Source organism: Streptomyces sp. NBC_00557 (assembly GCF_036345995.1).
In the GTDB taxonomy this organism is placed as follows: Bacteria; Actinomycetota; Actinomycetes; order Streptomycetales; family Streptomycetaceae; genus Streptomyces.
Genome location: NZ_CP107796.1, coordinates 5470037 through 5493242, shown reverse-complemented (window position 1 = coordinate 5493242; position 23206 = coordinate 5470037). Strand labels below are relative to the sequence as shown.

At 73.5% G+C, this 23206-nt stretch carries 21 protein-coding genes; 3 read left to right on the top strand and 18 right to left on the bottom strand.

The genetic code is table 11. The features are described 5' to 3' along the window. The 5 genes from ybeY to OG956_RS23950 all read right to left on the bottom strand — a co-directional run bounded on the left by ybeY (window position 1) and on the right by OG956_RS23950 (window position 5177). Window positions 1-498, bottom strand: coding sequence for an rRNA maturation RNase YbeY (gene ybeY / locus OG956_RS23970; RefSeq protein ID WP_330340039.1), 498 nt, complete (start codon window positions 496-498; stop codon window positions 1-3). 12 nt (window positions 499-510) lie between these two features. After that, a complete protein-coding gene (locus tag OG956_RS23965) occupies window positions 511-1590 on the bottom strand; it encodes a PhoH family protein (RefSeq protein WP_330340038.1) in 1080 nt (359 codons plus the stop codon). Between the two features lie 131 nt (window positions 1591-1721). Continuing rightward, window positions 1722-2879, bottom strand: coding sequence for a carbohydrate kinase family protein (locus OG956_RS23960; RefSeq protein WP_443065598.1), 1158 nt, complete (start codon window positions 2877-2879; stop codon window positions 1722-1724). 64 nt (window positions 2880-2943) lie between these two features. Beyond that, window positions 2944-4284: a glucarate dehydratase family protein gene (locus OG956_RS23955; RefSeq protein ID WP_330340037.1), complete on the bottom strand. Its 1341-nt coding sequence runs from the start codon at window positions 4282-4284 to the stop codon at window positions 2944-2946. Beyond that, window positions 4281-5177 carry a 5-dehydro-4-deoxyglucarate dehydratase gene (locus OG956_RS23950; protein ID WP_330342934.1) on the bottom strand — a complete coding sequence of 299 codons (897 nt, stop codon included), beginning with the start codon at window positions 5175-5177 and terminating at the stop codon, window positions 4281-4283. The genes OG956_RS23955 and OG956_RS23950 overlap by 4 nt, the downstream gene beginning before the upstream one ends. 274 nt (window positions 5178-5451) lie before the next feature. Here OG956_RS23950 and OG956_RS23945 point away from each other — a divergent pair, with 274 nt between their 5' ends. Further along, the gene (locus tag OG956_RS23945) at window positions 5452-6756 is read left to right on the top strand and encodes an MFS transporter (RefSeq protein WP_330340036.1); all 1305 of its coding nucleotides are present in this window, start codon (window positions 5452-5454) and stop codon (window positions 6754-6756) included. On the opposite strand, the gene OG956_RS23940 is transcribed toward OG956_RS23945, so the two are convergent. The 10 genes from OG956_RS23940 to hrcA form a co-directional block, all read right to left on the bottom strand. Beyond that, the gene (locus OG956_RS23940; protein WP_330340035.1) at window positions 6708-7712 is read right to left on the bottom strand and encodes an adenosine deaminase; all 1005 of its coding nucleotides are present in this window, start codon (window positions 7710-7712) and stop codon (window positions 6708-6710) included. The two genes, OG956_RS23945 and OG956_RS23940, sit on opposite strands and share 49 nt — an antisense overlap. Before the next feature lie 20 nt (window positions 7713-7732). Next, a complete protein-coding gene (locus OG956_RS23935) occupies window positions 7733-8638 on the bottom strand; it encodes a ribonuclease Z (RefSeq protein WP_330340034.1) in 906 nt (301 codons plus the stop codon). A gap of 6 nt (window positions 8639-8644) precedes the next feature. Then, complete coding sequence (locus tag OG956_RS23930) at window positions 8645-8998, bottom strand: histidine triad nucleotide-binding protein (protein WP_330340033.1); 354 nt, start codon at window positions 8996-8998, stop codon at window positions 8645-8647. A gap of 49 nt (window positions 8999-9047) precedes the next feature. After that, the gene (locus tag OG956_RS23925; protein ID WP_330340032.1) at window positions 9048-12242 is read right to left on the bottom strand and encodes a S41 family peptidase; all 3195 of its coding nucleotides are present in this window, start codon (window positions 12240-12242) and stop codon (window positions 9048-9050) included. Window positions 12243-12288: 46 nt separating this feature from the next. Further along, window positions 12289-12801 carry a hypothetical protein gene (locus OG956_RS23920; RefSeq protein WP_330340031.1) on the bottom strand — a complete coding sequence of 171 codons (513 nt, stop codon included), beginning with the start codon at window positions 12799-12801 and terminating at the stop codon, window positions 12289-12291. Window positions 12802-12926: 125 nt separating this feature from the next. Next, window positions 12927-13319 (bottom strand): VOC family protein, encoded by a 393-nt coding sequence (locus OG956_RS23915; protein ID WP_330340030.1) that lies wholly within the window; start codon window positions 13317-13319, stop codon window positions 12927-12929. Between the two features lie 25 nt (window positions 13320-13344). After that, window positions 13345-14097, bottom strand: coding sequence for a 16S rRNA (uracil(1498)-N(3))-methyltransferase (locus OG956_RS23910; RefSeq protein WP_330340029.1), 753 nt, complete (start codon window positions 14095-14097; stop codon window positions 13345-13347). Beyond that, the gene (locus OG956_RS23905) at window positions 14094-15197 is read right to left on the bottom strand and encodes a nitronate monooxygenase (RefSeq protein ID WP_330340028.1); all 1104 of its coding nucleotides are present in this window, start codon (window positions 15195-15197) and stop codon (window positions 14094-14096) included. The genes OG956_RS23910 and OG956_RS23905 overlap by 4 nt, the downstream gene beginning before the upstream one ends. A gap of 113 nt (window positions 15198-15310) precedes the next feature. Further along, window positions 15311-16444, bottom strand: a complete 1134-nt coding sequence (gene dnaJ / locus OG956_RS23900) for a molecular chaperone DnaJ (protein ID WP_330340027.1) — start codon at window positions 16442-16444, stop codon at window positions 15311-15313. Then, window positions 16445-17461, bottom strand: coding sequence for a heat-inducible transcriptional repressor HrcA (hrcA, locus tag OG956_RS23895; protein WP_330340026.1), 1017 nt, complete (start codon window positions 17459-17461; stop codon window positions 16445-16447). Window positions 17462-17630: 169 nt separating this feature from the next. On the opposite strand from hrcA, the gene OG956_RS23890 reads away from it, so the two are divergent. After that, window positions 17631-18353: an MBL fold metallo-hydrolase gene (locus OG956_RS23890; RefSeq protein WP_330340025.1), complete on the top strand. Its 723-nt coding sequence runs from the start codon at window positions 17631-17633 to the stop codon at window positions 18351-18353. A 34-nt stretch (window positions 18354-18387) separates the two neighbouring features. Continuing rightward, the gene (locus tag OG956_RS23885; RefSeq protein ID WP_330340024.1) at window positions 18388-19209 is read left to right on the top strand and encodes a DUF3097 domain-containing protein; all 822 of its coding nucleotides are present in this window, start codon (window positions 18388-18390) and stop codon (window positions 19207-19209) included. Here OG956_RS23885 and OG956_RS23880 read toward each other — a convergent pair. The 3 genes from OG956_RS23880 to OG956_RS23870 form a co-directional block, all read right to left on the bottom strand. Then, on the bottom strand, window positions 19181-19765 hold the full coding sequence (locus OG956_RS23880; RefSeq protein ID WP_330340023.1) for a Uma2 family endonuclease: 585 nt from the start codon (window positions 19763-19765) through the stop codon (window positions 19181-19183). The two genes, OG956_RS23885 and OG956_RS23880, sit on opposite strands and share 29 nt — an antisense overlap. Window positions 19766-19864: 99 nt before the next feature. After that, window positions 19865-21097, bottom strand: coding sequence for a radical SAM family heme chaperone HemW (hemW, locus tag OG956_RS23875; RefSeq protein ID WP_330340022.1), 1233 nt, complete (start codon window positions 21095-21097; stop codon window positions 19865-19867). 41 nt (window positions 21098-21138) lie between these two features. Next, complete coding sequence (locus OG956_RS23870) at window positions 21139-22959, bottom strand: SpoIIE family protein phosphatase (RefSeq protein WP_330342933.1); 1821 nt, start codon at window positions 22957-22959, stop codon at window positions 21139-21141. Between the last annotated feature and the right edge of the window lie 247 nt (window positions 22960-23206).

Here is a 23206-nt window from a genome sequence, read left to right as displayed (position 1 = left end):
TTACGAGACGGTCGGCGCCGGGGAGGGCCCGGTCAGCCCGCGCTCGGCCCGCCACCCGTCCACGATGGCGGCCTGCAGCCCGAACATCTCGGCCTTCTCGTCGGGCTCCTCGTGGTCGTAGCCGAGCAGGTGCAGCACCCCGTGGACGGTGAGCAGCTGCAGCTCCTCGTCCATGGAGTGCCGGGTCGGGGCTTCCTCGCCCTGTTTCCTGGCGACCTCCGGGCACAGCACGATGTCGCCGAGCAGCCCCTGCGGCGGCTCGTCGTCGTCCTTGGACGGGGGCCGCAGCTCGTCCATCGGGAACGACATGACATCGGTGGGCCCGGGCAGGTCCATCCACTGCACGTGCAGCTGCTCCATGGCGTCGGCGTCCACGACGATCACCGAGAGCTCGGAGAGCGGGTGGATGCGCATCCGCGCGAGCGCGTAGCGGGCGATGTCGAGGATCGCCTGCTCGTCGACCTCGGTGCCGGACTCGTTGTTGACGTCGATCGACATGGTCGTGCTGGTCTACTTCCCCTTGGAGCCCTTGGCGCCGGTCTTGGCACGACCGCTCTTGTGCGCGCCGTTCTCGGTGCCGTACTGGCTGTCGTACTTCTCGTACGCGTCGACGATACGGCCCACCAGCTTGTGCCGTACGACATCGTGGGACGACAGCCGGGAGAAATGGACGTCCTCGACCCCTTCGAGGATCTCCTGCACCTGGCGCAGACCGGACTTCTGCCCGCCCGGCAGGTCGACCTGCGTCACGTCGCCGGTGATCACGATCTTGGAGTCGAAACCGAGGCGGGTGAGGAACATCTTCATCTGTTCGGGGCTCGTGTTCTGGGCCTCGTCCAGGATGATGAAGGCGTCGTTGAGGGTCCGGCCGCGCATGTACGCGAGCGGCGCGACCTCGATCGTCCCCGCCGCCATCAGCCGCGGGATGGAGTCCGGGTCGATCATGTCGTGCAGCGCGTCGTACAGCGGGCGCAGGTAGGGGTCGATCTTCTCGTAGAGCGTGCCGGGCAGGAAGCCGAGCCGCTCCCCCGCCTCCACCGCGGGCCGGGTGAGGATGATCCGGTTGACCTGCTTGGACTGCAGGGCCTGCACGGCCTTGGCCATGGCCAGATAGGTCTTGCCGGTGCCGGCGGGGCCGATGCCGAAGACGATGGTGTGCTTGTCGATCGCGTCGACGTACCGCTTCTGGTTGAGGGTCTTCGGACGGATGGTCCGGCCCCGCGAGGACAGGATGTTCTGCGTCAGCACCTGCGCCGGGGTCTCGGGCCCGTCGCTCGTCCCGTTCTCGCTCGCCTTGAGCATGGCGATCGAGCGTTCCACTGCGTCCTCCGTCATCGGCTGCCCGGTGCGGAGCACCAGCATCATCTCGTCGAACACGCGCGAGATCAGGGCGACGTCCACCGGGTCGCCGACCGCGCTGATCTCATTGCCCCGGACATGGATGTCGGCCGCCGGGAAGGCCCTCTCGATCACACGCAGGAGGGAGTCGCCGGAACCCAGCACGGTCACCATGGGGTGCTGGGCGGGGACGGTGAACTGCGCTCTCGCCTGCTCCTGCGCGGGGGTGTGAGCTGTGGGTGTCTGTGTCATGGGCCGGCGCTTAAGGCCTGCGCTTCCTCCTCGTCACGGCCGCACGACTGAGGGCGGCCTCGCGATTCCAGGGTACGACGGTGCACTGACAACCCCGTAGGGCTTTTCATACGGACGCGCTTCCGGGCACGTCAGCCGGAGCGGCGGAAGCCGATCGTCGGCACCGCCCGCCGCAGGGGCCAGGGCCGGTCCAGCACCTCCGGCACCAGGCCCTCCAGGAACGCGTACCTCTCCAGCGCCGCCGGGTCCTGCCCGGGAAGGGCCTGCACCCGGCGCCACCACGCCCCGATCTCCGACCACCCGGGCGCCGACAGGGACCCGCCGAACTCCTGCACCGACAGGGCCGCCGTGAGCCCCGCGAAGGCCAGCCGGTCCGCCAGCGGCCACCCCGCCAGCGAGCCCGTCACGAACCCGGCGACGAAGACGTCGCCGGCCCCGGTGGGGTCCAGCGCCTCCACGGCGATCGCCGGCACCTCCGCCGCCTCGCCCGTCCGCCGGTCCACCGCGTACGCGCCCTCCGAACCCAGGGTCACGACCGCCACCGGCACGTACTCGGTCAGGGCGTGCGCGGCGAGCCGCGGGCAGTCGGCGCCGGTGTACCGCTTCGCCTCCTCCGCGTTCGGCAGGAACGCCTCGCAGTACTCCAGGTCGGCGAGCCCGGCCAGGTCCCACGCGCCGGTCTCGTCCCATCCGACGTCGGCGAAGATCCGCGTGCCCTCCCGGGCCGCCTTCGCGATCCACGGCGCGCGCGTGCCGGGCGTCAGCGAGGCCACGGCGGCACGTGCGCGGGGCGGGCACGCCGGGCTCCCTTCCGGGCCGAACACGGCCTGGGGCGGTGGCTCGTGCCCGTGCGACACCATCGTGCGCTCGCCCTCGTACGCCATGGACACGGTGACCGGTGAGTGCCATCCGGGCACGGTGCGCGACGCCGACAGGTCGATGCCCTCGCCCTGCTCGAGCGCGTCCCAGCAGTACTCGCCGTAGTGGTCGTCGCCGAAGGCCGCCGCGAGCGCCGTCCTCAGGCCGAGCCGGGCCAGGGCGGTGGCCATGTTGGCGACCCCGCCGGGGCTGGAGCCCATGCCCCGGGCCCAGGACTCGGTGCCGCGCACCGGCGCCGAGTCCAGGCCGGTGAAGATGATGTCGAGGAAGACCGTGCCCGTCAGGTAGACGTCCCAGGGCGGGTCCCCGGGCGCGCGCAGCGCGGCGAGCGGGTCGACCTGGGCCTGACAGCGTGCGGCGGGGGTGAGGTGTTCGGGTTCCTCTCCGAGGATCGTGTGCGACGGGGTCACGGTGCGCTCCCTGGCGTGGTGCGGATCTCGCCAGTGTGCACCAATCACCCCGCCGGGCACGGGGCTACCAGCGGGGCATCGCCGGCTGCCGCCAGCCGGGCTCGGCGACCCGCATCGCGGCGGCGTCGTCGCGGTCGCGCAGCGCGCCGTCGTCCTCGGCCCACCGCCGGTGCAGCCTGGCCAGCTCGTCCCGGTCGAGCTCGACGCCGAGGCCGGGTGCGTCGGAGACGGCGACCTTCCCGGCGCGGAACCGGAGCCGCTCGGTGAGGACGTCCTCGGACTGCCAGGGATAGTGGGAGTCGCAGGCGTGGTGCAGTTCGGGGACGGTGGCCGCGACCTGGGTCATGGCGGCGAGGCTGATCCCGAGGTGCGTGTTGGAGTGCATGGACACGCCGACGCCGAACGCGGCGCAGATCGCGGCGAGCCGCTGGGTGTTGCGCAGCCCGCCCCAGTAGTGGTGGTCGGAGAGCACGACCTGCACGGCGTCCCGGGTGAACGCCTCCTTGATCTCCCCGAAGGTGGTCACGCACATGTTGGTGGCGAGCGGGACGCCCGCCCGTCGCCCACCACCGCCCTTGTCCGAGGCGCTTCGCGCCGCTCCTCTCAATTCCGCCGACACCTCGGCCATCGCGGGCGTGCCCAGCGTCGGGTCCTCCAGGTACTCCAGGACGTCCCCGAGTTCCTTCGCCACCTTCAGCGAGGTCTCCACCGACCAGGCGCCGTTGGGGTCGAGCCGCAGCGGATGCCCGGGGAAGGCCTCGGCGAGGGCCCGTACGGCGGCGATCTCCTCGTCGGGCGGGAAGACACCGCCCTTGAGCTTGAACGACCCGAACCCGTGCCGCCGCTGCAACTCCCGCGCCTGGGCGACGATTCCGGCCGGATCCAGCGCGGCGCCCCAGTCGTCCGGCTCGGCGGCCACGCCCGCCGGATGCGCGGCCCACTTGTAGAACAGGTAGGCGCTGTAGTCGACGGCGTCCCGCACCTTGCCGCCGAGCAGCGCGTGCACGGGCAGCCCGAGCGCCTTGCCCTGGGCGTCCAGGCAGGCGACCTCGAAGGCGGACAGCACCGACAGCCGCAGCTTGTCGGCGCTCTGCACCCCGCGCAGCCCGCCGGCGTCGACCTGCCCCTGGACCCGGGACTCGTCGACACCGAGGTCGATCGCGAACAGGCCGTTCACATCCATGACCGAGCGTCCAGTGAGGTGTTCGGTCAGCGGGCGGGCCAGTTCGAGGTACTTGATGTCGCCGTAGGTCTCGCCGAGCCCGGTGATCCCGTCCGCGGTGACGATCTCCACGATCAGCCGCGGGGTGTACGGCTGGTGCACGCCCTGGGTGTTGAGCAGCGGGGCGTCGGCGACCAGGATCGGCGTCAGCCGCACCTCGGCGATGGTCAGGTCACGGGTCACAGGGAGGCTCCTACGAGGTCGAGTCCGGCGGTGAGCAGGGCCTTGAGGTCGGCCAGGTCGGCGGGCGCGGGGTCGGCGAGCGGGGCGCGGACGGGGCCGACGCGCTGCCCGCGCAGCCGGGCCGCGGCCTTCACCAGGGACACCGCGTATCCGGGGGCGCGGTCGCGCAGTTCGACGAAGGGGACGTAGAACTCCCGCAGCAGCTTGTCGGCGGTCCCGTGGTCGGCGTCCCGCAGGGCGGCGAAGAAGGCGCCGGCGATCTCGGGGGCGAAGGCGTGCACGGCCGAGGAGTAGGCCGGGACGCCGACGGCGGCGTAGGCGCGGGCCTGGATCTCGGCGGTGGCGGCGCCGTTGAAGAACAGGAAGCCGTCGGGCGCGGCGAGGGTCAGGCGCTGCAGGCGGTCGAGGTCGCTGCGGCCGTCCTTGAGGCCGATCACGCCCGGGATGCGCGCGATGCGCCGCAGGGTGTCCGCGGTGTAGGCGACCTGGCCCCGCTGGTAGGCGATCAGCGGCAGCCGGGTGCGTTCGGCGAGCCGCTCCAGCTGGGCGGCGAGACCGTCCTGCGGGGCGTCGACCAGGTAGTGCGGCAGCACGAGCAGGGCGTCGGCGCCGGCCTCCTCGGCGATCCGCGCGAACCGGGCGGCCTGTGCCCAGCCGTACCCGGTCCCGGCCACGACCGGCACCCTCCCGGCCGCCTCCTCGACCGCGACCCGGACGACGGTCCGGTACTCGTCCTCGTCCAGGGAGAAGAACTCCCCGGTGCCGCAGGCCGGGAAGACGGCGCCGGGTCCGGCCGCGAGCCGGGCGGCGACATGGGCGCGGAAGCCGTCGGGGTCGAGGGAGCCGTCGTCGTGGAAGGCGGTGAGCGGGAAGGACAGCACCCCGCGCGCCATCCCCTCCCGCAGCCGCCGCGCCACGCTCCCGGGACTCGGATCGCCGCCCACCTGACCATCTCCTCTTATGAATCGCGTCTACATATGAGAACGAGCCTAGCCCTTCCTACCCGACCCCGCGCCTGGCAAACCGAAAAGTGACGTAGATCGCACCGGTCGCGTTTCCCCGGCGAACCGCGTGCTTGGTACAACTTGCTTGCGCGTCCCTGTCCGTCGACGGTCGTCGCTCCACCCCTTTGTCGAGCCCTTCCTTTCGCCTGCCCTGGGAACGCCCGTGTCCGCCCGCCGCACCCTGCCCTGGCCCCTCGTCGCCCTTTTCACGGCCGGGTATCTCGCGCCGTATCTGCTGCCGACCGCCGTGGGCCGGCTCGATTCCGGGCTTCCGCTCAGCCCGACCCAGGCCGGGGCCATCGGCAGCGCGCTGCTGCTGAGTTCCGCGGCGGCGGGCTTCCTGCTGGCCTCCCGGGTCGACCGGACCGGCCCTCGCACCCTCGCCCGCGCGGGCCTCGTGCTCGCCGCCCTCGGCTACGGCGGCGCCGCGCTCACCGCCTTCGTTCCGGCCGTCGTCGCGGGCGCGGTCGTCGGCGGGTTCGGGTCCGGCACGGTCACGGCGGTCGCCGCGACCGCCATCGCCGGCCACCGCGATCCGCACCGGGTCACCACGCTCGGCCTGTTCGGTGTCTCCGCCCTGGCCGGCGCCCTCTACCTGACGATCCCTCACCTCGGCCCCGGCCACGGCGTGCCGCTGGCCGCGATCGCGCTCACGGCACTCGCCGTCCTGCCGGTCACCGGCCGGCTGCCCGGCCGTACGGCACCGGCCCGCACGGCGTCCCCGGCGCACGGGCGGCTTCCGCACCGGCGGGCCGGACTGCTGCTGGCCGCCGCCATGCCCTGCTGGTCCCTCGCGCAGAACGCCCTCTGGGGGGTCAGCGGCCGGATCGGGCTCGACCAGGCCCACCTGTCGGAGGTCACCGTCGGCGCGGTGTTCGCCGTCGCGCTCGGCGCCGGGCTCCTCGGGGTCGTCGGGGCCGGCGCGCTCGGCCCCCGGCTGGGCCAGGCGGTGCCCATCGGCGCGGGTACGGCCCTGATCGCGGGCTGCATCGCGCTCAGCGCGTCGGCGTCCGGGCTGCCGTCCTTCGCGGCGGGCGAGATCTCCTGGAACCTGCTCTACCCGGTCGTCCTGTCGTACGTCATCGGCCTGGCCGCCTCCCTCGACCCGCGCGGCCGCTGGGCGGTGCTGCTCGGCTCGGCGGCCTCGCTGGGCACGGCGGCGGGACCGCTGGCGGGGAGTGTGCTGGCGGCGGGGACGGGCTTCCCGGCGATGGGGCGGCTGCTCGCCGCCGGGCTGCTGCTGATCGCCGTGCCGATGACGGCGGTGGCGCTGCGGGCGGGCAGGCGCCCCCTGCGAGGCGCGGAGCTCCCGGTCGTGGAAGTCCCGGTCAGGGAAAACCTCGTCAGGGAGAACCCGGTCGCGGAACTGCCGGTCGTGGAAGTCCCGCTGGAGACGCCCGCCCCGGCCGACCGCAGCGCCTACGACACCGCGTCCCCGAACTCGTACGCGTCGACCTCGGCGAGGTAGCGGGCCCGCCGCTCCTCGTCGTCCTCCAGGAAGGAGGCGAGGAAGGAGTTGCGGGCCAGCTCGCGCAGCCGGTCCTCGGTCAGTCCCAGGGTCTGCCGCACGGCGTCGAAGTTGTCGCCGGCGTACCCGCCGAAGTAGGCGGGGTCGTCGGAGTTGACCGTGCACAGCAGTCCGGCGTCGAGCATGGCCGGCAGCGGGTGGTCCGCGAGGGTGTCGACGGTGCGCAGGCGGACGTTGGACAGCGGGCACAGGGTGAGCGGGATCCGCTCCCGGACCAGCCGCTCGACCAGCGCCGGGTCCTCCATGCAGCGCAGCCCGTGGTCGACGCGCTCGACGCCGAGCACGTCCAGGGCCTCGGCGATGTACGCCGGCGGCCCCTCCTCACCGGCGTGCGCGACCCGGCGCAGCCCGAGCGCGGCGGCGGCCTCGTACACCTCCCGGAACTTCGCCGGCGGATGCCCGACCTCGGCGGAGTCCAGGCCGACGCCGGTGATCCGGTCCAGGTACGGCCGGGCCGCCTCCAGGGTCTTCATGGCCGACTCGGCGGAGTCGTCCCGCAGGAAGCACAGGATGAGCTTCGTGGAGACGCCCTGGTTCTCCTCGCTGCGGCCCAGCGCCCGCCACAGCCCTTCCACGACCGTGCCCAGACCGACGCCGCGCGCGGTGTGGGCCTGCGGGTCGAAGAAGATCTCCGCGTGCCGGACGCCCTGCGCGGCGGCCCGCGCCAGATAGGCGTTCGCCAGGTCGGCGAAGTCCTGCTCGGTGCGCAGGACGGCCATCAGCTCGTAGTAGAGGTCCAGGAAGGACTGGAGGTCCTGGAACCGGTAGGCCTCGCGCAGAGCGCCGGTGTCGGCGTACGGCAGGGTCACGCCGTTGCGGGCGGCCAGCTCGAACGCCAGCTCCGGCTCCAGGGTGCCTTCGATGTGGAGGTGCAGTTCTGCTTTCGGGAGGGGCATCAGGGCATCGTACGGCTGGTTCACCGACGTTTCGGGACCGGCACTCGCTGCAGATCGTGTGCCACGGTCAGCTCGCCCCCGAAACCGGCCGCCCGCGCCTGCCGCTCGAACTCCTCCGGTTCGGCGTAGCGCTGGCTGAAGTGGGTGAGGACCAGGTGCCGTACGCCCGCGTCCCGGGCCACGGCCGCCGCCTGACCGGCCGTCAGGTGGCCGAACTCGACGGCGAGTTCCGCGTCCTCGTCGAGGAAGGTCGACTCGATGACGAGCAGGTCGCAGCCCTCCGCGAGCGCGTGCACGCCGTCGCAGAGCCGGGTGTCCATGACGAACGCGAACCGCTGCCCGCGCCGCACCTCGCTGACGTCCTCCAGCCGCACGTCCCCGAGCCGGCCCTCGCGCTGCAGCCGGCCGACGTCCGGCCCCGCGATCCCGTGCGCGGCCAGCCGGTCGGGCAGCATCCGGCGGCCGTCGGGCTCGATCAGCCGGTAGCCGTAGGACTCCACGGGATGGGACAGCCTGCGGGCCTCGAGCGTGTACGACGGGGTCGCCGCGAGGACGCCGTCGGCGGCGACAGGCGCCTCGGCGAGGGGGACCGTCTCCCGGTAGGCGGTGGCGTACCGGAGCCGGTCGAAGAAGCGCTGCCCGGAACGCGGATAGTGCGCGGTGACCTCGTGCGGCACCTTGTCGAGGTTGATCCGCTGGATGACCCCGGCGAGACCGAGCGAGTGGTCGCCGTGGAAGTGGGTGACGCAGATCCGGTTCAGGTCGTGGGCGGCGACCCCGGCGCGCACCATCTGGCGCTGTGTGCCCTCGCCGGGGTCGAACAGGATGCCCTCGCCGTCCCACCGCAGCAGATAGCCGTTGTGGTTGCGGTGCCGGGTGGGGACCTGGCTGGCGGTGCCGAGGATCACCAGTTCACGTACGGACACCGCCGGTCACCCGGGCGGCCACTGCAGTCCGCGGCCGCCGAGGACGTGCGCGTGGGCGTGCCAGACGGTCTGGCCGGCGCCGCCGCCCGTGTTGAAGACGGTGCGGTAGCTTTCCAGCTTCTCCTCGTCCGCCACGGCCTGGGTCTCGGCCAGCACGTCCGCGGCGAGCTGCGGGGCGCCGGCAGCGAGCGCGGCGGCGTTCTCGTAGTGGGCCTTGGGGATCACCAGGATGTGGGTGGGAGCCTGGGGGTTTATGTCCCGGAAGGCGACGGTGGTGTCCGTCTCGCGGACGATCGTCGCCGGGATCTTACCCGCGACGATCTTGCAGAACAGGCAGTCGTCCCGCGGTTCACCTGCCATGCGTGTGCCTCCTCACGCTGGTGATCAATACCGGTGCATCGTAGTCGTATCAGGCCGGCAGCACCGGCGGTGCCTTCGCGGGCCGTTCCTCGAGTGCCTCCAGGGCGATCCTGACGGCCTCGTCCAGTTGGGTGTCCCGGTCCTGCGCCCAGTCCTGGGGCCGCTGGACGACCTCCACGTCCGGGTCCACGCCGTGGTTCTCCACGTCCCAGCCGACCCCCTCCAGCCACATCGCGTACTTCGGCTGGGTCACCAGGGTGCCGTCGACCAGGTGGTAGCGGCTGTCGATGCCGATGACGCCGCCCCAGGTGCGGGTGCCGACGACCGGGCCGATGCCGAGGGCCTTGATCGCCGCGTTGACGATGTCGCCGTCGGAGCCGGAGAACTCGTTGGCGACGGCGACGACCGGGCCGCGCGGGGCGTCGAGCGGGTAACTGGTCGCGCGCATGCCGCGCGGCAGGTCCCAGCCGATGATGCGGCGGGCCAGCTTCTCGACGACCAGCTGGGAGGTGTGGCCGCCGCGGTTCTCGCGGACGTCGACCACCAGCCCCTCGCGGGCCACCTCCACGCGCAGGTCCCGGTGGATCTGCGCCCAGCCGGGGGCCTGCATGTCCGGCACGTGGAGGTAGCCGAGCCGGCCGCCGGAGGCTGCGTGGACGTGGGCGCGGCGGTCGGCCACCCAGGCGTGGTAGCGCAGCGGCTCCTCGTCGGCGACCGGGACGACGACCGTGTGGCGCGGTTCCCCGCCGCCCGCCGGGGAGATGGTCAGTTCCACCGGCCGGCCGGCCGTGCCGGCGAGCAGCGGCCCCGGCCCGACGACCGGGTCGACGGGGTGGCCCGCGACCGCGATGATCGCGTCCCCGGAGCGGACCGCGACGCCGGGTGCGGCGAGCGGGGAGCGGGCGTCCGGGTCGGAGGTCTCCGAGGGCAGGATCCGGTCGACCCGCCAACTGCCGTCCGGGTGGCGGGAGATGTCGGCGCCGAGCAGGCCGTGCCGGGGGCCGTCGCCGCGGCCGCCGGCGGGGATGACGTAGGCGTGCGAGGTGCCGAGTTCGCCGTGCACCTCCCAGAGGAGGTCGACCAGGTCGCTGTGGGTGGCGACGCGGGCCAGGAGCGGGCGGTAGCGGTTCAGGACGCCGGTCCAGTCGGCGCCGCCGAGGTCGGGGCGCCAGAAGTGGTCGCGCATGAGGCGGCCGGTCTCGTCGTACATCTGCCGCCACTCGGCGGCCGGGTCGAGGGTCTGCCGGACGCGGGCCAGGTCGACGGTGACGCTGGTGTCGCCGTCGTCGTCGGCGCCGGTGCGGCGGTCGCCGGGGACGACCCGGAGCCGTTCGCCGGTCCACAGCAGGACGCGTCGGCCGTCGCCGCTGACCTCGAAGTGGTCGGCGTCCGCGGCCAGATGCTCCAGGCGCCGCTGGGCGAGGTCGTAGCGCTCCAGCTCGGTGTGCGGGCCGGGGTCCTCGGGGTGGGCGCGGGCGGCGCCGAGGACGCCGTGCACGGGGTGGCGCAGCCAGAGCACGCCGTCCTTGGCGGCGCGCAGGGTGGAGTAGCGGCCGGCCTCCACCGGGAAGGGCACGATCCGGTCGGCGAGGCCTTCGAGGTCGATGCGGGTGGCGGGGGTGCCCTCGCTGTCCGGGGTCTCGTCCTTGTCGGGGCTCTCGAAGGGGCGGCCGTGGCGCTGCGGGCCGAACGGCGAGGGGGTGGTGGCGGCCAGGGTGATCAGGTGCGGGCGGGCGCCGACGACGAACGCGAGGTCGAAGACGTGCTCGTCGTAGACCGGGTCGAAGGCGCGGTTGGAGAGGAAGGCGAGGTGCTTGCCGTCGAGCGTGAAGGCGGGGGCGTAGTCCTGGAAGCGGAGCGGGGTCGCCTCGGTGACCGACAGGTCGGTGGTGTGCGCGATGCGCAGCTGGGAGAGCGGGCGGGCGCCGGGGTGGGCCCAGGCCAGCCAGGCGGAGTCGGGTGAGAAGGCGAGCCCGGACACTTCGCCGTCGTCGCTGCGGTCGACCTCGCGGACCTCGCCGGTCTCCCGTTCCACGAGGAGCAGGCGTCCGTCGTGCGCGGCGACGGCGGCCCGGCTGCCGTCGGGGGCCACGGCCAGCTCCAGCACCCGGCCGAGCTGCCCGGCGGCCAGCCGGCGGGGCGGGGCGCCCGGCACGGTCCCGGTCGCCGGGGCGAACTCCAGGGCGTCGTCGCCCTCCGCGTCCGTCACCCACACCACCCACTCCTCGCCGTCGGCGCGGAAGGTGCGCGGCATCCGGGCGCGGACGCCCGGGGTGGCCGCGAGGGCGCGGGCGGGCCCGGAGCGATGGGTGACCCAGTGGATCCCGCCGCGCACGCAGACGGCGCTGCCGCGCCCGGTGTGGTCGGGCGACGCCTCGCCGAACCAGCGGGCGGCGTCCACCGGCCGGGGGCGCAGATCGATCCGGGGCCCGCCGAGCCGCACCTCCAGCCGGCGCGGCTCGGCGCTCTCCAGGTCGTCCAGCAGCCAGAGTTCGCCGCCGGAGCTGTAGACGACGCGGCTGCCGTCACCGGAGGCGTGCCGGGCGTAGAAGCCGTCGAGGGGGGTGTGCCGGCGCAGGTCGGAGCCGTCGGCGAGGGAGGAGTACAGCGCGCCGGTGCCCTCGTGGTCGGACAGGAAAGCGATCCGGTCCCCCACCCACACCGGGCACTCGATGTTCCCGTCGACCTCCTCGTGCAGCCGCTCGAAGTCCCCGCCGCCCTCCCGGTCGATCCACAGCTTGCCCGCCGTGCCGCCCCGGTAGCGCTTCCAGTGGGCGGCCTCGCGGCCCATCGGCGCGGACAGCAGCACGGTGGCCGGGCCGAAGGCCACATCGCCGACCGGGCCGTACGGCAGGGTCTCGGCGGGGCCGCCGTCCAGCGGGACGGCGTACGCCCAGCTGTGCCGGAAGGTGTGCCGGCCGTGCGCGCCGAGCGCGAGCACCCGCCCGTCGGCGGTCCAGCCGCGCACCTCGGTACGGCGGTTGCCCCAGTACGTCAGCCGCTCGGCCGGCCCTCCCTCGACGGGGGCCACATGCACCTCGGGCGCGCCGTCCCGGGTCGAGGTCCAGGCGAGGTGCCGGCCGTCCGGGGAGATCCGGGGCGTGGTGACCGGCGTGTTGTCGGCGCTGACCCGCCAGGCCCGGCCGCCCTCCAGGGGCGCGAGCCAGACGTCGTCCTCGGCGACGAAGGCCACCAAGTCGCCGTGTACATGGGGATATCGGAGATAAGCGGCACCCTGAGTCACCCCGTCACTGTACGCAGCGGCGGGTGTACCGCGCCCGGTGTTCCGATCACTTGCCCTGGACGGGCCAGCAGGTGGGGTCGCCCTTGCACCACAGGGTCCGGGTGACGGTGACGGTCACGGTCGGCCTGCCACCGCCCGGCTGATAGGTGGGCGGCTTGTACGTCGGCCCGGTCGTGGCGTCGCAGTCCCCGAGTCCGTCGACGTGGAACACCTGCCTGCCGCCGACCTCCGCGGTCAGATCCCCCCGCACACAGGCGCCGTCGACGGCCCTGGTCACCTTCCCGGTGACGGTGATCCTCCGCCCGTCCTTGGTCTCGCCCCGGCAGTCGACGGACACCACGGTGCTCTCGCTGGGCGACGGCGTCCTCTTCGCCGAGCCGCCGCCGTAGTTCCCGGTGCAGGTGAGCCAGCTGACGTCGACGTGCTGCCGCTTCAGCTTCGCCGTCGCGGTGGTGTCGGTGGTGTAGGCGGCGGAGGTGGTGCTGAGATCACCGGGCTGACACGCCACCAGGGCCGCCCCGGCCGCCACGACGGCACCGCCCGCGGCCACCACCCGCATCCCTCGCCGATTCCCTCTCGAAACCCCCATGCAGGGAGGGTGCCACCGGCACGGGCACGGGGGAAGAACACATACGGCCACTCACCCGTACGGGGCGGCCGCGGGCAGCGCCCCGGCAGCGCGAGCTACCCGCGCAGCAGCAGCCACTGCTGAAGCTCCACCAGGTTCCCTTCGGGGTCCTTGAGGTGGGCCACCCGCATGCGGTCCGTCATGGGCGCGGGCCCGTGCACCACCACCGCACCACGACCGGTGATCTCCGACACGTACGCATCCAGGTCGTCCACCCGCAGCACCACCAGCGAGCGATGCCCCGTGACCGTCTCGCCCAGCTCGTCGAGCACCTCGGCCATCATCGAGCGGTCCTGCAGCGCGATCCCCGCGGAGCCGGTGTGCGGGCTGAACTTCTCGTACGGGCCCTCGGCCGCTCCCGACTGCGGCTTGAGGCCGAGGACATCGACGTAGAAGCGGTAGCAGGCGGCGAAGTCGGTGACCAGGAGCCGGACTTGGGCGAGTTCCACGGCGTTCCCCCAGGGTGTCGGTGGGTCAGGACCAGCGGCCCGTGCGGCCCAGCAGCAGGGCCACGGCGGCGGTGCCGGCGGTCGATGTACGCAACACGGTAGGACCGAGCACGTACGCCTTCGCACCCGCCTCCTCGAAGAGCGCCAACTCGTCCCGGGCGACGCCGCCTTCCGGGCCGACGACCAGCACGATCTCGCCCTCGGCGGGCAGTTCGGCGGTCGCCAGCCGCCCGCTGTCGTGCCCGAAGTCGGAGTGCAGCACGGCGGCGAAGTCCGCTTTGGCGAGAAGTGCCGCAACCTGCTTGGTGCTCGCCGCGTCCGCGACCTCCGGGAAGCGCAGCCGGCGGGACTGCTTGCCGGCCTCGCGCGCGGTGGCCCGCCACTTGGCGAGCGCCTTCTGGCCGCGCTCGCCCTTCCACTGGGTGATGCAGCGGGCGGCCTGCCAGGGCACGATCGCGTCGACGCCGGTCTCCGTCATCGTCTCGACGGCGAGTTCGCCCCGGTCGCCCTTCGGCAGCGCCTGCACGACGGTGATCCGGGGGCTGGGCTCCGGCTCCACCGGGAACTCGTGGGGCTCGACCACCAGGTGGTCCTTGCCGGACACGCCGACGACGACCCCGGCGGCCCCGCGTCCCCTGCCGTCCGTGAGCACCACCTGCTCGCCGGGCTGCAGGCGCCGTACGGAGACCGCGTGCCGTCCCTCGGGGCCCGTGACGTCGACGACCGAGCCGGGGCCCACGCCCTCGAGCGAGTCGACGACGAACACCGGCGCGGTCATCGCCGGCCGCCCAGTCGGCCCGGGCCGCCCAGTCCGCCCTTGGCCGACAACGCTGTCCGGGCGGCGTCGAGTTCGGCGGCCAGCACCTCCACCAGCTCCGCGGCGGGCAGCGCGCGGGCCAGCCGGTGTCCCTGCCCCGCCCACAGCGCCATGCCCTGCGCGTCCCCGGCCTTCGCGGCGGCCTTGCGCAGCGGCGAGGTGAGGTGGTGGACGTCCGGGTAGGCGGCGGGGGCGTACGGGCCGTGCTCGCGCAGGAACCGGTTGACCAGTCCGCGCCCCGGCCGCCCGGAGAACGCGCGGGTCAGCTCGGTGTGCGTGAACAGGGGGTTGGTCAGCGCCTGCTTGTGCACGGCATGGGCGCCGGACTCCGGGGTGGCGAGGAAGGCGGTGCCGAGCTGGGCCGCGCTCGCGCCGGCCGCGAGGACCGCGGCGATCTGGCTGCCCCGCATGATGCCGCCGGCGGCGACGACCGGGATGTCCACGGCCTCGCGGATCTGCGCGACGAGCGACAGCAGGCCGATGCCGGCGCCGTCGTTCTCGGGGACGTCGCGGTGGGTGCCCTGGTGACCGCCGGCCTCCACGCCCTGCGCGATCACCGCGTCCGCACCGGCCCGCTCCACCGCGCGGGCCTCCTCGGCGGTGGTGGCCGTGACCAGCGTGCAGGTGCCGGCCCGGCGCAGGCTGTCGAACACCTCGGGGCTCGGCACGCCGAAGTGGAAGGAGACCACCGGCACCGGGTTGTCGAGGAGCACGGCGAGCTTGGCGTCGAAGCCGTCGTCCCGGCCGCTGTCCGGGTCGCCCAGCTCGGTCTCGTACCAGGCGGCCTCGCCGGCCAGCTGGTGGGCGTAGACCTCGACCGCACCGGACTCGGCATATTCGGGCTGGGGCATGAACACGTTCACGCCGAAGGGGCGGGCGGTGAGGCTCCGCAGCTGCTTGATCTCCTGGTACATGCCGTCGGCGGTCTTGTACCCGGCGGCGAGAAACCCGAGGCCACCGGCCTCGGAGACGGCGGCGGCGAGTTGCGGGACGGAGACACCGCCCGCCATGGGGGCCTGCACGATCGGGTGCAGGAGGAGATCGGTCAGCGCGGAGGACATGACCGCATGTTGTCACGTCCTGTGAAAGAGTCCGAATCGGGCTTGCGACGGCATGAACCGCTGGCATACGGGGTGCGGAAAACACCCCGTACCCAGCGTCTCAGCGCCTCACCTCAGCGCCCGTTGAACGCATCCTTCAACCGCGAGAACAGCCCCTGCTGCCCGGGCTGGAACTGCCCCTGGGGGCGTTCCTCGCCGCGGAGCTTGGCCAGCTCGCGCAGGAGGCGTTCCTGTTCGGGGTCGAGCTTGGTCGGGGTCTGGACCTCGACGTGGACGATCAGGTCGCCCCGGCCGCCGCCGCGCAGGTGCGTGACACCCCGGTTGTGCAGCGGGATCGACTGGCCGGACTGGGTGCCGGGCCGGATGTCGACCTCCTCCATGCCGTCCAGGGTCTCCAGCGGCACCTTGGTGCCGAGCGCCGCGGCCGTCATCGGGATCGTCACCGTGCAGTGCAGGTCGTCGCCGCGCCGCTGGAAGGTCGGGTGCGGCAGCTCGTGGATCTCGACGTACAGGTCACCGGCGGGACCGCCGCCCGGCCCGACCTCTCCCTCGCCGGCGAGCTGGATCCGCGTGCCGTTGTCGACACCGGCCGGGATCTTCACGGTGAGGGTGCGCCGGGAGCGGACCCGGCCGTCGCCCGCGCACTCGGGGCACGGGGTCGGCACCACGGTGCCGAAGCCCTGGCACTGGGGGCACGGCCGCGAGGTCATGACCTGGCCCAGGAAGGACCGGGTGACCTGCGAGACCTCACCCCGGCCCCGGCACATGTCGCACGTCTGGGCGGACGTGCCCGGCGCCGCGCCCTCGCCGTTGCAGGTGTTGCAGACGACCGCGGTGTCGACCTGGATGTCCTTGGTGGTCCCGAAGGCCGCCTCGTCCAGCTCGACCTCGATCCGGATCATCGCGTCCTGGCCGCGCCGGGTGCGCGAGCGCGGGCCGCGCTGCGACGCCGTGCCGAAGAACGCGTCCATGATGTCGGAGAAGTTGCCGAAGCCGCCGGCCCCGAAGCCGCCCGCGCCGGCGCCGCTCTGCGAGAGCGGGTCGCCGCCGAGGTCGTAGACCTGCTTCTTCTGCGGGTCCGACAGCACCTCGTAAGCGGCGTTGATCTCCTTGAACCGCTCCTGGGTCTTCGGATCCGGGTTGACGTCCGGGTGCAGCTCGCGGGCGAGCCGGCGGAACGCCTTCTTGATCTCATCCTGCGACGCGTCGCGGCGCACGCCGAGAACGGCGTAGTAGTCCGTGGCCACTTACGACTCCGCCAGGATCTGTCCGACGTACCGTGCCACTGCGCGTACCGCTCCCATCGTTCCCGGGTAGTCCATGCGGGTCGGTCCGACCACGCCGAGCTTGGCAACCGCCTCGCCGCCCGAACCGTAGCCCACCGACACCACGGAGGTGGAGTTGAGTCCCTCGTGGGCGTTCTCGTGCCCGATGCGCACCGTCACGCCCGGATCCTTGGCCTCGCCGAGCAGCTTGAGGAGCACGACCTGCTCCTCCAGCGCCTCGAGCACCGGCCGGATCGTGAGAGGAAAGTCATGCGCGAAGCGGGTGAGATTGGCGGTGCCGCCGATCATCAGCCGCTCCTCGTTCTCCTCGACGAGTGTCTCCAGGAGAGTGGAGAGCACCGTCGAGACCGTACCGCGGTCCTCGGCCTCGAAGGCCTCCGGCAGGTCCTCGACCAGCTTCGGCACGTCCGTGAACCGGCGGCCCGCGACCCGGCTGTTCAGCCGCGCGCGCAGGTCGGCGAGGGAGGCCTCGCCGAAGGGCGCCGGGCAGTCGACCATCCGCTGCTCGACCCGCCCGGTGTCCGTGATCAGCACGAGCATCACACGCGCGGGGGCGAGCGAGAGCAGCTCCACGTGCCGGACGGTGGACCGGGTCAGGGACGGGTACTGCACCACGGCGACCTGGCGGGTGAGCTGGGCGAGCAGCCGCACGGTGCGCGCCACGACGTCGTCGAGGTCGACGGCGCCCTCCAGGAAGTTCTGGATCGCCCGCCGCTCGGGCGCGGTCATCGGCTTGACGCCCGCCAGCTTGTCCACGAACAGCCGGTAGCCCTTGTCGGTGGGGATGCGCCCCGCGCTGGTGTGCGGCTGCGCGATGTACCCCTCGTCCTCCAGGGCGGCCATGTCGTTGCGGACCGTCGCCGGGGACACGCCGAGGTTGTGCCGCTCGGTCAGGGCCTTCGACCCGACCGGCTCCTCGGTGCCCACGTAGTCCTGGACGATGGCGCGCAGCACCTGAAGCCTGCGTTCACTCAGCATTCGCGCGCACCTCCAGCATGTGGTCCCCTCGGTTCGCTCGGTCCTGCGTTCGTCCGCCTGGCACTCGTCGCATGCGAGTGCCAGCGTCCCGGGCCCAGTGTACGGCTGTCGGGTACACCCGGGGCAAGGTCGGTGCCCTCACGGCGGCTCGTGCGGATAGCGTCGCGGCATGACGGTGACTTGGGAAGAGCTGGGCTGGGAACGGCTGGCCGCGGGTGTCGGCCGGTGCCGGCTGCCCGGCTGGGACTGCACGGCCGGTCTGGTCCTCGGGGCGGGCACGGCGCTGATGGTGGACGCCGGCTCCAGTCTCGCCGAGGGCGCCCGGCTCCGGGGCCGGGCCGAGCAACTGGCCGGCGGCCGTGTGACCCATCTCGCGCTGACCCACCCCCACTTCGATCACGTCTTCGGGGCGGCGGCCTTCGCGGGAGCGGAGGTGTACGGGGCGGTGGGCCTGGACGCCGTCCTCGCCCACGAACGCGAGGCGCTGCGCCTGGACGCCGTCCGCAACGGACTCGCGGTGGCGGACGCCGACGAGGCGGTGGACGCGCTCGTGCCGCCCGGCCACCCGGTCTCGGGCGAGTGGACCCTGGACCTCGGCGGCGGCCGCCAGGTCCTGCTGGCGAACGTGGGCCCGGGCCACACCGGACACGATCTGGCGGTGCTGGTGCCCGGGGACCGGGAGGTGGTCTTCTGCGGGGACCTGGTCGAGGAGTCCGGCGAACCGCAGGCCGGCCCGGACGCCGTCCCGTCCCGTTGGCCGGACGCCCTCGACCGTCTCCTCGCCCTGGGCGGCGAGGACGCGCTGTACGTGCCCGGTCACGGAGCGGTGGTCGACGCGGGTTTCGTACGGCGCCAACGCGACGAGCTGGCGGCCCGTTTCGGCGTGTCGTAGGTACGGGTCCACCGGTTCTCCTATCGTCATCCGAATGCGCCAGTACTCCGCCGACCTGACCCCTCCCTGGAAGAAGCAGAAGCCCGTACCCGAGGTGCCCGCCGAACCGGGCCTCGTGGTGGAGGAGGCCGGTACCGGTTTCTGCGGGGCGGTGATCGGCTGCGAGGCGGGCACGGTGACGCTGGAGGACCGCTTCGGCAAGCACCGGGTGTTCCCCCTGGAGCCGCGCGGCTTCCTGCTGGAGGGCCGCGTGGTCACGCTGGTGCGGCCGTCGTCCGGCGGCCCCGCACGGCCCGCCCGGACCGCCTCCGGCTCGGTCGCCGTCCCCGGCGCCCGCGCCCGCGTGGCCCGCGCCGGCCGCATCTACGTCGAGGGCCGGCACGACGCCGAGCTGGTCGAGAAGGTCTGGGGCGACGACCTGCGCGTCGAGGGCGTGGTCGTGGAGTACCTGGAGGGCGTGGACGACCTGCCGTCGATCGTGTCGTCCTTCGCGCCGGGTCCGGACGCGCGGCTGGGCGTGCTGGTGGACCACCTGGTGCCGGGGACGAAGGAGTGGCGGATCGCCGAGTCGGTGACCAGCGAGCACGCCCTCGTCGTCGGCCACCCGTACATCGACATCTGGCAGGCGGTGAAGCCGGCCGCGCTGGGCATCGAGGCGTGGCCGACGGTGCCGAAGGGACAGGACTGGAAGACGGGCGTGTGCCGGGCCCTGGGCTGGCCGTCGGAGAACACCGGGGCGGTGTGGCAGGCGATCCTGAAACGGGTGACGTCCTACAAGGACCTGGAGCCGGAACTGCTGGGCCGGGTGGAGGAGCTGATCGACTTCGTCACGGCAGCGGGAAGCGGTGCGGCTTGACGTCGGGGAACGTGCCGAACCCGCTGCTGTCCAGGTCGATGCCCAGCGCCTCAATCCGCAGCGGTTCGCCGAATTTCCGCAGGGTCTGCTCCTTGTAGTCGGCCCTCTCCCCCTCGCCTTCGGGCCGCGTCAGCAGGACGCACTGCGCCATGATCGGATCGACGATGAGGTACACGGGGATCCCGCCCGCGGCGTAGATGGAGCGCTTGACGCAGTAGTCCCGCTCGACGCTGGTCTTCGACACCACCTCGACGACCATCGTGACGAGACTGGCCGGGAGCAGCCGGCCCGATGCAGGCAGGATTTCGGGTGCGACGACCACAAGATCGGGGACAGGCTCGCTGGCCTCGTCGACGATGTCGACATCCTGGGTCTGAAGGCTGTACCAGTGCTCAAGAGGAATCTGCCTCCCGAGCAGCATCACGATCAGGTTGTGGACCAGATCCGGGCTGGCCATCATCACGATTTCCCCCCGCAGGAGCTCCACCCTGAGTCCGTCGGGCGGCTCGAACCCCTCGAAGAACTCTGCGACTCCACGTTCGTCCACAGCGGTCATCTCCGTGGCCTCCACATTCGCCGCGTACGGTCGGCGGCAGCCTACGAACCAGGTTAGGGACCGAACCGGCGTTCCGGAGGGATTCGCTCGCAGGAGTGATCAGTCCACCAGGTCCCGCACCACCGCGTCCGCCAGCAGCCGCCCCCGCAGGGTCAGCACGGCCCGCCCGTCGTCGTACGGGCCCTGCTGGAGGAGACCGTCCGCCAGCGCCCGGCGGGACGCCGCGAGCCCCTCGTCCTTCAGCACGGCCAGCGGCACCCCCTCCCGCAGCCGCAGTTCCAGCAGGATCCGCTCCACCCGCCGGTCCTCGTCGGACAGCAGCTCCCGGCCCGCGCCCGGTGACCGGCCGGAGGCGAGCGCCGCCGCGTACGCCCCCGGATGCTTCACGTTCCACCACCGCACCCCGCCCACGTGCGAGTGCGCCCCAGGCCCGGCCCCCCACCAGTCGGCGCCGCGCCAGTACAGCTCGTTGTGCAGGCAGCGGCCCGTCTGAGAGGTGGCCCAGTTGGAGACCTCGTACCACTCGAAGCCCGCCGCGCTCAGGGTCTCCTCGGCGATCAGGTACCGGTCCGCGTGCACGTCGTCGTCGGTCATCGGGACCTCGCCCCGGCGGATCCGCCGGGCCAGCTGCGTGCCCTCCTCGACGATGAGGGCGTACGCGCTGACGTGGTCCGGCCCGGCGCCGATCGCCGCGTCCAGCGAGGCCCGCCAGTCGTCGTCGCTCTCCCCGGGCGTGCCGTAGATCAGGTCCAGGTTGACGTGCTCGAAGCCCGCCGCCCGCGCCTCCGCGACGCAGGCCTCGGGACGGCCGGGGGTGTGGGTGCGGTCCAGGACGTCCAGCACGTGCCGCCGGGCGCTCTGCATGCCGAAGGAGATCCGGGTGAAGCCGCCCTCCCGCAGCGTGGCGAGGTAGGCGGGACCGACCGACTCGGGGTTCGCCTCCGTCGTGATCTCGGCGTCCGGCGCGAGCCCGAACTCGTCCCGGACGGCCCCCAGCATCCGTACGAGATCGTCGGCCGCCAGCAGGGTCGGCGTGCCGCCGCCGACGAACACCGTGCGCACCGGCCGCGGGTCGTCGCCGAGCACCTTGCGGGCGAGGCGGATCTCGTCCGTCAGCGTGTCGGCGTAGTTGTCGCGGGACGCCAGGACGCCGCCGGTGCCGCGCAGCTCGGTCGCGGTATAGGTGTTGAAATCGCAGTAGCCGCAGCGGGTCGCGCAGTACGGGACGTGGAGATAGAACCCGAGGGGCCGCTCGGCGGCGCCGGCGAGCGCGTGCGCGGGCAGCGCGCCGTCGGCGGGGACGGGCTCGCCGTCGGGGAGTGCGGAAGGCATGCCTTCCATTGTCCAGCACCGGCGCCGTGACCCTGCCGCCGTCACTCCGCCTGGAGGACCAGCAGGGCGAGGTCGTCCTCGGGCGGGCCGCCGCTGAAGTCGTGGACCAGGCGGCGGATCCTTTCGGCGATCTCCTCGGCGCTCAGGCCGGTGCAGCCGGACAGGGCGTGGGCCAGGCCGTCGCCGTCGTCGAACTGGCGGGAGCCGGAACGCCGCTCGGTCACCCCGTCGGTGACGCACAGCAGACTGTCGCCGGGCCGCAGGTCGATGCTCTCGCTGGTGTACGTCTCGTCCTCGACGACGCCGAGCAGGGTCTGCGGGCGGGCCGCCGTGCGCACGGTGCCGTCGGGGCTCAGGACGAGCGGGAGCGGGTGACCCGCGGAGGCGAGCGTGCAGTGGACCCCGCCGGCGTACGGCGTCAGCTCGCCGTACAGGAGCGACAGGAAGCGGGTCTGCGGCCCGTCCCCGGCGGCCACCGGCCGGCCGCCCGCCGCGACCAGGGCGCGCGCGGCGGCGTCGGCGGCCTCGGTGGCGTCGTCCAGGAGGAGCTGGTTGAGGCGGTCGAGGACGTCGGCGACGCGGTAGCCCTCGCGGGCGAGGAGGCGGAGCCACGGGCGGGCGAGGCCGATCACGACGGCCGCCTCGGGTCCCTTGCCCTGGACGTCCCCGACGGCGAAGCACCAGCGGCCGTCGCCGGCCGGGAACAGGTCGTAGAAGTCGCCGCTGGGGCCGCCCTTGTCGCACGGCTCGTAGACGAGGGCGCTGCTCACCCCGGGGATCTCGGCGACCGCGCCGGGCAGCAGGCCGCGCTGCAGGACCGCGCTGATGGTGGCCTGGCGGGCGTACTGGCGGGCCGCGCCGATCGCCAGGGCCACCCGGCGGCCGAGGTCCTCCACGAGCCCGGTGACCTCCTCGGGGAAGCCGGCCGGCCCGCACCGGCCGATGACCAGCGTGCCGAGCGGCCGCCCGCCCGCGATCAGCCGGTACGCCAGCGCCGTGCCGTCGGCGCCCTGCGGTCCGAGCGCCGGTCCGGGCCAGGGGTACGGTTCCGGGCCGGAGCGCAGGCCCTCGCCGGGGCAGGGCGGCTCCTTCTCCAGGGCGCAGCGCAGTTCCTCGATGCGGTTCTCGCTGGTGTGCCAGACCCGGTCGGGCCCGCCGGCGGCACGACCGCGCACGGTCGCCTCGTCCTCCAGCCACACCGCGCACCAGTCGGCGAGCCGGGGCACGATGAGCTGGCCGGTGAGCGCCGTGACCAGGTTCTCGTCCAGCTGTCCGGCGAGCAGGTCGGAGGCCTCGGCGAGGAACGACAGCGCGCCCCGGCCGAGCCAGTCCCGGTCGCCGTCGGCGCGGTGCGGCTGCGGGGCCAGGTCCTCGGCGACCTCCAGGGCCGCGTCCGGCGCGCAGGCGTCCGGCCCGTCCACGCCGCCGGGAGGCAGCCGGGCCCAGACGGTCTTGGCGCCGGCGCGGTAGGTGACGCCCCAGGACTCGGCGAGCGTGGTGACCAGGCGCAGGCCGCGCCCGTACTCGGCGGTGTCGTACGAGCCGTCGCCGCCGAGGGCGTCGCGCGGGGCGCGGGAGGGGTGCCGGTCGCCCACCTCCACGACGAACGCGCCGGTCTCCTCCAGCCGCCAGTCGACCTCCACGTCCGTGCCGGCGTGCACGACGGCGTTGGTGACCAGCTCGCTGACCACGGCCAGGGCGTCGTCGACGAGCCGTGCCGAGACCCCGGGCGCCTCGGCCAGCGTGGCCTGCACCAGGGCGCGGGCCGACCCGGGCGCGAGGGGGCTGCCGGGCAGCGTCGCCCGGCCCCGGACCTCCCTGGCCCGGGGCTCACTCTCCCTCTGCGTCGGTATGGCCGCCATGTCCATGCGGCCAGAGTGACAGACAGGGGGCGGTCATAAGCGGGGAGTTACCGAAATGGACAGAAGTGGGCGCCTTTTGAGCGCCGGTGAGCGTCCGGGTGGCCCGGTCCCGCCGCCGTACGGCTGCGCCGCGCGGGGGCGGGACGCCGTGGCTGTACGGCCGCGGCGGGAGGGGGCAGGACGCCGTGGCTGTACGGCTGCGACGGGTGGGCGCGCCAGGCACGGCGGGCCCGCCGCTCTCCGCTCG